The following is a 7639-nucleotide window of genomic DNA, read 5'->3' on the forward strand; positions in this document are numbered from 1 at the left end:
GACGATGGAGCCGATCAGCGACGACTTCAAACGGCTGACCATCACCTACGGCTTCATGGAGACGCCGAACGTGCCGCGCGCCCTGGGCCTGTGCCGCAAGCAGGGTCTGAAGTTCGACATCATGTCGACCAGCTTCTTCCTCGGTCGTCGCTCGGTCGTGCCGTCGGCGCGTCAGGGCATGCCCCTGTGGCAGGACAAGCTGTTCATCTTCCTGATGCGCAACGCGGCCAATCCGACCGACTTCTTCCATATCCCCCCCGGCCGCGTGGTCGAACTGGGCACGCAGGTCTCCGTATGAGTGGTGGAACGCCCAAGGGCAAAAGCTCGGCCGCGCGCGGTCGCCGCATGGCCGAAAAGGCGCGTCCGCGTCGCGAGGCCAGGCCCGAGGTCGTGGCCGACGACCCCCACGCCGACATCGGCGTCGAGGCGCGTCTCGTCGCCGGCATCCTGCTGAACGCCGCCCTGGAGAAGCGCACGGGTCTGGACGAGGCCCTGTCCCAGTCCCCGGCCAAGGACCTGGACGGTCCCGACCGAGCCTTCGCCCGCGCCGTGGCCATGGCCGCCCTGCGCCGTCTGGGCGAGATCGACCAGATTCTGGACCGCCGCCTGCAAAAGGCCCCGCCGGCCCCGGTGCGCACCATCCTGCGCGTCGCCCTGGCCCAGACCCTGGTGCTGGGCACGCCGGCCTTCGCCGCCGTCTCGACCGCCGTGAAGCTGGCCGAGCGCGACCCCAAGACCCGGCCCTACAAGAATCTGGTCAACGCCGTGCTGCGCGGCGTCGACCGCGACGGTCCGGGCCTCACGACCGCTGAATCCAACCTGCCCGACTGGCTCGCCGCCCGCTGGAAGGCGACCTATGGCGAGGCCAATCTGATCGGTCTGGCCCTGGCCACGCGCGATGAACCCGCCACCGACCTCAGCGCCAAGCCCGGCGTCGATCTGGATGTCCTGGCCCAGGACGTCGAGGGGGAGGTCCTGCCGGGCGGCACGGTCCGCACCGGCAAGCGCGGCGACGTGGCCGGCTGGCCCGGCTTTGAAGCCGGCGACTGGTGGGTCCAGGACGCCGCCGCCGCCGTCCCCGCCCGTCTGCTCGGCGTGAAGCCCGGCGAGACGGTCCTCGACATGTGCGCCGCCCCTGGCGGCAAGACCCTGCAACTGGCCGCCGCCGGCGCCGAGGTCACGGCCCTGGATCGTTCGCCCGCGCGCCTGAAGCGTCTGAAACAGAACTTCGACCGCACCGGCCTGCCGGTCGAGGTCGTGGCCGTCCCGGCCGAGGACTGGGAAGACGATCGCGTCTTCGACGCCGTCCTGCTGGACGCGCCCTGCACCGCCACCGGCACCTATCGCCGCAACCCGGAAGTCCTGCGCGCCACCCGTCCCGCCGAAGTCGCCAAGCTGGCCGACGTGCAGCACCGCCTGCTGGACGTGGCCGCCGAGAAGGTGAAGCCGGGCGGGCGTCTGGTCTACTGCGTCTGCTCGCTGGAACGCGAGGAGGGCGAGACCCAGGTCATCGCCTTCCTGCGCCGCAACCCGGCCTTCCGTACGGTCCCAGCCGTCCCCGCTGAAATCGGCGCCCCGGACGAGGCCCTGACCCCCGAAGGCTGGCTGCGCATCCTGCCCTCGCAATGGGCCGAGCGCGGCGGGTTGGACGGCTTCTTCGCGGCCAGGCTGGAGCGGATCGCGATCTAGGCGACCGTTCCGGCGTACAGGCCCACGGCGGCGACGAGGCCGGAGCCCAGCAATCCGACGATCGCAATGGCCGTCGCCAGGGCCAGGGCCTTGATGACGCCGCCGAACATCGACTGATACCATCGCCCCCTTCCCATTCTGAGGAAGGCGACCAGCCCCAGGATCGCCATGGCCAGGGCGGCGAGGGCCGCCAGCGGTCCCGTGCCGTAGAGGAACCAGGCGATGGGCAGCAGCGGCACGGTCCAGGCGTTCAGATAGGCGCAGGCGGCGCGAAGCCCGCGACGCCAGCCGAGATCGTCACGGTCCCATCCACGTAGCAGAGGCGTGGCCGCCGCCACATAGAGGGAGGCGAGCAGGGGCACGGTGATCAGGCTCATCCAGCCGTCGGCGTCGGCGAGGAAGGCGTCGCGGGTCTTGCCCGACGCCTCGATGACGGGAGTCAGGACCTCCGGCGGCAGGCCCGTAAGCAGGTTGCTCGATCCGCCGTTGAGAAACTGAATCAGCATCAGGACGCCGTTCAGCGCCAGATAGAGACGCAAGGGACGCGTATAGCGCCCGTTCGCCGTCGGCCCCTGCGTCATCCAGGCCTCCAGCACCTCGCGCGGACGGATCAGAAGGTCCCGTATGGTGCGGATGTCGATCGAGCCGACGCCCAGGGTGTCTTCCGACAGATCGTCAATCGTCTGGGCCCGCGCGGAGCGGGGCGTTTCCTGGTCGGCCATCTTGCATCCCCCTGCTTCGGTCTGGATCGCATTGCGGCGAGGCCAGGGCAATGGGTGATGAGGACTTCAGTCCTCGTCCTCGATGGCGTGGATCTGGTCGTCGTCGAGGCCGAGGTGGTGGCCGATCTCATGAATCAGGACGTGGGCGATGATCTCGGCCAGGCCGACGTCGCCGCGCTCGCACCATTCGTCCAGGATGGGGCGGCGATAGAGGAAGATGCGCGACGGCTCGGCCGCCGGTCCCATGGCGTCGCGCTCGCCGATATGGACGCCGGAGTAGAGGCCGGTCAGCTCGAACGGGTCCTCGATCTCCAGGTCAGTCAGGGTCTCTTCGTCGGCGAAGTCGTCGACGCGGATCACCACCTCTCCGGCGGCCTGGCGGAACAGGTCGGGCAGGGCGGCGAAGGCGGCCTCGGCCAGGCGCGCGAAGTCGTCGAGGGAGGGGGCGGCCTGATCGTTCCATGTCTGGGTCATGAGCCGGATATCGCCCGAGCGCCGCCGCGCTGCAATCGGCCGTCTCGCCGCATCGCAAATCGCGCAATCAGGGTATGGTAAACGCGAATCGGTCGGCGCTGGTCAGCGCCAGGCCGCCGTTCGTTCGACGTTTCTTCTTGGGGTAGGCATGGCCGAGGCCGACATCGCCTATGTGGCCACCGCGGGCGCGGCGGGTCTGGCGCTGGCGATCAGCGCCTGGGCCTGGCGGCTGCGCACGCGCCTGACCGCGCGCGAGGGCGAGGTCGAGACCTGGCTGGCCGACGCCCGACGCCAGGCGGCGGCCTGCGAAGGCGCCCTGAACGTCTTTGACGACGTGCGTCTGGCCCTGACGCCCGAGGGCGCGGCCCAGGTCGCCTTCGGCGCGCCGGAGGCCCTGACGGCTCTGGCCCCGGGCCGGACCGGAGACGCCGCGGCCTCAGCCATCGTTCAGGCCCTGAACGAGACCCATACGGCGCGGATGGAGGGGCTGGTCCAGCGCGGCGAGCCGTTCGAGACCCTGCTGGAATCCGCCGACGGCGCCTGGGCGGTCGAGGGGCGGGCCCTGGGCGGTTCGGCCTGGCTGCGGCTGTCAAAGCTGGGCGGGGCCGAGGCCGCCGCCGACGCCGGTTTGGGCGCCCTGGCCGAGGCCTCGCCCGCCCCGACCTGGGTGGTCGACGGGGCCGGACAGCTGATCTGGGCCAACCGGGCCTGGCTGACCGAGACCAAGGCCGAGACCCTGGCCGAGGCGCGCGACGCGGGTCTCAGTTTCGATCGCGGCGCCGACCTCATCGTGGCTGAGGCCTCTCGCCTCAACGCCCGTCAGGAGGGCTTCCGCTGGGTTTCGTCGAACGGTCGACGCAAGGCCTGGCGCATCCTGGCAGAGCCCCTGGCCGGGGGGCGCGGCGCCGTCATCGCCTTCGCCATCGACATGACCGAGGCCGAGGAGACGCGCGACAATCTGCGCCGTCACGTCGAGGCCCATGACGAGACCCTGAACCATCTGGCCGACGCCGTGGCCATCTTCGGCCCGGCCAAGCGGCTGGCCTTCCACAACACCGCCTTCCAGTCGCTGTTCGCCATCGATCCGGCCTGGCTGGACGAGCGCCCGACCCACGCCGAGCTGCTGGACCGCCTGCGCCAGAAGCGCCAGCTGCCCGAGGTCGTCGACTACGCCGGATGGAAGGCGCGGGAGCTGGAGTTCTACGGCGCCGCCCAGGCCGCGCCGGACGACAGCTGGTCCCTGCCCGACGGGCGGACCCTGCGCGTGGTGCGCCAGCCGCACCCCCTGGGCGGCATCCTGCTGATCTTCTCGGACATCACCGACGAGCTGCAGCTGCGCAGCCGCTACAACGCCCAGATCCAGGTCCAGACGGCGACCCTGGACAAGCTGAACGACGCGGTCGCGGTCTTCGGCTCGGACGGCCGGCTTCGGCTCAACAACGACGCCTTCGAGATCTTCTGGGGCGTCTCGGCCGAGAAGCTGGCCGAGGCCGGAGAGTTCGACGCCGTGGCCGCCCTGTGCCGGCCGGTGCTGGACGACGCCGCCCTGTGGCTGGGGCTGAAGGCGCGGGTGGCCGACCCCGACCCCGAAAGCCGCGTGCCGATCTCGGGCGAGGCCCGCACCGACGACGGCCGCGTGGTGGCCTGGCAGACCCGTCCCCTGCCCGACGGCGCCACCCTGGTCGCCTTCTCCGACGTCACCGCCCGGCGCGAGCTGGAACAGGCCCTGGCCGCCAAGGAAGCCGCCCTGGCCGAAAGCCAGGCGCTGAAACGCGAGTTCGTCGGCAGCGTCTCCTATGAGCTGCGCACCCCCCTGACGACCATCGTCGGCTATTCCGAACTGCTGGAGGCCATGGGCGACCTGCCCGAGCGCAGCCGCCAGCACGCCGGGGCCATCCGCGTCGCCGCCAGCCATCTGGCGCGCTCCATCGACGACGTCCTGGACATGGCCCAGATCGACGCCGGCGAGATGGAGCTGACGCTGGGCGACATGCGGGTCTGCGACCTGCTGGAGGCCGCCGCCGACAAGGTGCGGGCCAAGGTGGAGGGGCGCGGCGCCGTGTTGGCCGTCGCCTGCCCCGCCGGGCTCAAGCCGGTGCGCGCCGACGCCCGCCGCATCGGCCAGGCCGTCGACCATCTGCTGGAGAACGCCTGCCGCGCCGTGTCCGAGGGCGGAACCGTGACCCTGACCGCCGAGGCCGGGCCGGGCGAGGTCCGCATCCGGGTCGAGGACACGGGTCGGGGCATCCCCTATCACCTGCAGGCCCACGTCTTCGACCGCTTCGTGCGGCGCGAGCGGGGCGGGCCGGGCGTGGCCCTGGCCCTGGTCAAGGCCCTGGTCGAGCTGCACGGCGGCTGGGCCGAGGTTCAGTCCGAGCCGGGCAAGGGCGCGGCCTTCATCCTTCACCTGCCGGTCGAGGCCACGGCCCCCACGGCGGCCCCGGAACTGCTGCTGGGCTGATCTTGACGGCGATCTCGTGCTAGAGGGCGTATCCAAGCCCTCAGGACGACCCCATGGCCGACACGACCCGCCCCCTGCTCAAGACCGCCATCATCTATGATTTCGACGGCACCCTGGCGCGGGGCAACATGCAGGAGGTCAGCTTCATCCCCTCGATCGGGATGACGCCGGCCCAGTTCTGGAACGAGACCGTCCGTCCACGGACGATCGCTTCCGACGGCGACGGCATTCTGATGTATATGCAGATGATGCTGCTGGCCGCGCGCGAACAGGGCGCCCCCGTCACGCGCCAGACGCTGCAGGACCATGGCCGCGACGTAGCCCTGTTCGAGGGGCTGCGCGACCGTTCCTGGTTCGATCGGATGAACGCGTTCGGCGCCCAGTACGGACTGGAGATCGAGCACTACATCATCTCGGCGGGGCTCGAGGAGATGATCCAGGGTTGCCCCATCGCCGGGGCCTTCACCCACGTCTTCGCGTCCAAGTACGCCTATGACGAAAACGAGGTCGCCGTCTGGCCGGCCGTCGGCGTCAACTACACCACCAAGACCCAATACCTGTTCCGCATCAACAAGGGCGTGCACAACCACTGGGACGACGAGCGCATCAACCGCTTCATCCCCGACGAGGAGCGCCCCATCCCCTTCGACCGGATGATCTTCCTCGGCGACGGCGACACCGACGTCCCGACCATGAAGATGATGCACACCAAGGGCGGCTTCTCCATCGCCGTCTATGACCCCGACAACACCCCGCGCGATCACAACAAGATCCACCGCCTTATCTCGGAGGATCGCGTCAACTTCGTCGCCGAGGGCGACTATCGCGAGGGCGCCCCGGTCGACCTGATCGTCAAGGGCCTGATCGGCCGCATCGCCGTCAACTACGGCCGCATGCCGGCGGACTGACCGTCCGGTCGAGGTTCAGAGCAAAGGTCAGATCGGCCCGCACCCCGCCCGCCAGCATGTGGCGGGTGATGCGCTCGAAGGCCTGAATGAAGACGGCCAGTCCGGCACGCCGTTCGGGCGGCAGGTCGGCGAGGGCCAGGCCCAGCAGTTCCGCCTCCTGCTCGCAGCGCCAGTCCAGCACAGCGTCGAACGAGGGCGCCTTCAGGAACAGGATCGCGTCGAAGCGGGCGAAAAGGTCGGCGTAGGGCCCGGCCAGTTCGGCGTTGACCGCGCGGCGCCATAGCCCCTGCCCGTCCCGCTCGCGTTCCAGAGCATTGATCGGCTCTATCAACTCGGCCTCGGCCTGCGCGGTCGCGCCCAGGCACCAGCCATCGACCAGAACCGCCGACGGGCGGCCCGCGAACACCGGCCAGTCGGCCTGGGGGCGGCGGTCGTCGGCCAGCTTGTCGAAGCTGGGCAGGGGCGTCCGGCTGTCCGGTCCGGCGGCGCGCAGGGCGGCGACGGTCGCCTCCAGCAGCCCCAGATCATGCGTGCCCGGCGGGCCGCGCACGGCGAACAGGGGGTGGATCGCCCGGCCCTTGGCCTCGCGCTCGTCCTTGGTCAGATAGACGTCGTCCAGCGACAGGTGCGCGGCGCCTAATCGTTTGGCGGCGGCGCGGGCCAGGGTGGTCTTGCCGGAGCCCTGTGCTCCGGCGACGCCGATCAGGGGGACATGACCCGCCCACGTGTGGGCGGCGACCAGAGACCCGACCGCGTCCAGCAGCCGGGCGTCGATCATCTCAGTGCTGGCTTTCCGGCAGGCGCACGATCAGGCCGTCCAGGTCGTCGCTGACGCGGATCTGGCAGGACAGGCGGCTGTTGGGCTGCACGTTCTCGGCGAAGTCGAGCATGGACTCCTCCATGGCCGAGGGGCGGCCGGTCTCGGCGGCGAAGTCCTCATCGACATAGACGTGGCAGGTGGCGCAGGCGCAGGCGCCGCCGCAGTCGGCGTCGATGCCCGGCACATTGTTGCGGATCGCGCCTTCCATGACGGACAGGCCGTTCTTGACCTCGACCGTGTGCTCGGTGCCGTCGTGCTCGATGTAGGTGATCTTGGCCATGCAGGCGTCTTAGCCTCGCCTGCGCCTGAGGCAAGCCCCGGCGCACGACGGCCATGAAAAACCCCCGGAGCCTGACGGCGCCGGGGGCTGTTCGGATGGCAAGGCCTGAAGACTTAGGCCGCCGTGCGCTTGCGGCCCGGCGCGACCATCAGCTTCTTGGTCTCGGCGATCGCCTTGGCCGGGTTCAGCCCCTTGGGGCAGACCTGGGCGCAGTTCATGATCGTGTGGCAGCGATACAGCTTGAAGGGGTCCTCGAGGTCGTCGAGGCGCTTCTGGGTCGCGTCA

General features: G+C 70.3%; 8 protein-coding genes and 1 pseudogene. 4 read left to right on the forward strand and 5 right to left on the reverse strand.

What is annotated here, in order from left to right:
- Together VGE49_RS01450 and VGE49_RS01455 are read left to right on the forward strand one after the other, a co-directional pair.
- Nucleotides 1–298, forward strand: a 298-nt coding sequence (locus tag VGE49_RS01450; RefSeq protein ID WP_414643583.1) for a KUP/HAK/KT family potassium transporter, incomplete at its 5' end; no start/stop codon positions are given.
- A 47-nt stretch (nt 299–345) separates the two neighbouring features.
- Nucleotides 346–1689 carry an RsmB/NOP family class I SAM-dependent RNA methyltransferase gene (locus VGE49_RS01455; protein ID WP_331032813.1) on the forward strand — a complete coding sequence of 448 codons (1344 nt, stop codon included), beginning with the start codon at nt 346–348 and terminating at the stop codon, nt 1687–1689.
- Here VGE49_RS01455 and VGE49_RS01460 read toward each other — a convergent pair.
- Together VGE49_RS01460 and VGE49_RS01465 are read right to left on the reverse strand one after the other, a co-directional pair.
- Complete coding sequence (locus VGE49_RS01460) at nt 1686–2411, reverse strand: hypothetical protein (RefSeq protein ID WP_331032814.1); 726 nt, start codon at nt 2409–2411, stop codon at nt 1686–1688. The two genes, VGE49_RS01455 and VGE49_RS01460, sit on opposite strands and share 4 nt — an antisense overlap.
- Nucleotides 2412–2477: 66 nt before the next feature.
- The gene (locus VGE49_RS01465) at nt 2478–2885 is read right to left on the reverse strand and encodes a metallopeptidase family protein (protein WP_331032815.1); all 408 of its coding nucleotides are present in this window, start codon (nt 2883–2885) and stop codon (nt 2478–2480) included.
- A gap of 148 nt (nt 2886–3033) precedes the next feature.
- Between VGE49_RS01465 and VGE49_RS01470 the strand changes: the two genes are divergently transcribed.
- Nucleotides 3034–5346, forward strand: coding sequence for a sensor histidine kinase (locus VGE49_RS01470; RefSeq protein WP_331032816.1), 2313 nt, complete (start codon nt 3034–3036; stop codon nt 5344–5346).
- 53 nt (nt 5347–5399) lie between these two features.
- Nucleotides 5400–6254: an HAD family hydrolase gene (locus tag VGE49_RS01475; protein WP_331032817.1), complete on the forward strand. Its 855-nt coding sequence runs from the start codon at nt 5400–5402 to the stop codon at nt 6252–6254.
- Here the strand turns inward: VGE49_RS01475 and VGE49_RS01480 are convergent.
- From VGE49_RS01480 to VGE49_RS01490, 3 genes and pseudogenes are all read right to left on the reverse strand, one after another.
- Complete coding sequence (locus VGE49_RS01480; protein WP_331032818.1) at nt 6226–7032, reverse strand: kinase; 807 nt, start codon at nt 7030–7032, stop codon at nt 6226–6228. The two genes, VGE49_RS01475 and VGE49_RS01480, sit on opposite strands and share 29 nt — an antisense overlap.
- A gap of 1 nt (nt 7033) precedes the next feature.
- Entirely contained in the window at nt 7034–7354 is a 321-nt protein-coding gene (locus VGE49_RS01485) for a 2Fe-2S iron-sulfur cluster-binding protein (protein WP_331032819.1), read from the reverse strand.
- A gap of 113 nt (nt 7355–7467) precedes the next feature.
- Nucleotides 7468–7639, reverse strand: a pseudogene (locus VGE49_RS01490) (succinate dehydrogenase iron-sulfur subunit); the annotation flags it as partial.

The sequence above is a fragment of the Brevundimonas sp. genome (assembly GCF_036405315.1).
Lineage (GTDB): Bacteria > Pseudomonadota > Alphaproteobacteria > Caulobacterales > Caulobacteraceae > Brevundimonas.

What these genes read in the sequence shown, in the direction of transcription:
- VGE49_RS01470 (WP_331032816.1), top strand. Translation starts at nt 3,034, where the DNA reads ATGGCCGAGGCCGACATCGCCTATGTGGCCACCGCGGGCGCGGCGGGT.
- VGE49_RS01475 (WP_331032817.1), top strand. Translation starts at nt 5,400, where the DNA reads ATGGCCGACACGACCCGCCCCCTGCTCAAGACCGCCATCATCTATGAT.
- VGE49_RS01460 (WP_331032814.1), bottom strand. Translation starts at nt 2,411, where the DNA reads ATGGCCGACCAGGAAACGCCCCGCTCCGCGCGGGCCCAGACGATTGAC.
- VGE49_RS01480 (WP_331032818.1), bottom strand. Translation starts at nt 7,032, where the DNA reads ATGATCGACGCCCGGCTGCTGGACGCGGTCGGGTCTCTGGTCGCCGCC.
- VGE49_RS01455 (WP_331032813.1), top strand. Translation starts at nt 346, where the DNA reads ATGGCCGAAAAGGCGCGTCCGCGTCGCGAGGCCAGGCCCGAGGTCGTG.
- VGE49_RS01465 (WP_331032815.1), bottom strand. Translation starts at nt 2,885, where the DNA reads ATGACCCAGACATGGAACGATCAGGCCGCCCCCTCCCTCGACGACTTC.
- VGE49_RS01485 (WP_331032819.1), bottom strand. Translation starts at nt 7,354, where the DNA reads ATGGCCAAGATCACCTACATCGAGCACGACGGCACCGAGCACACGGTC.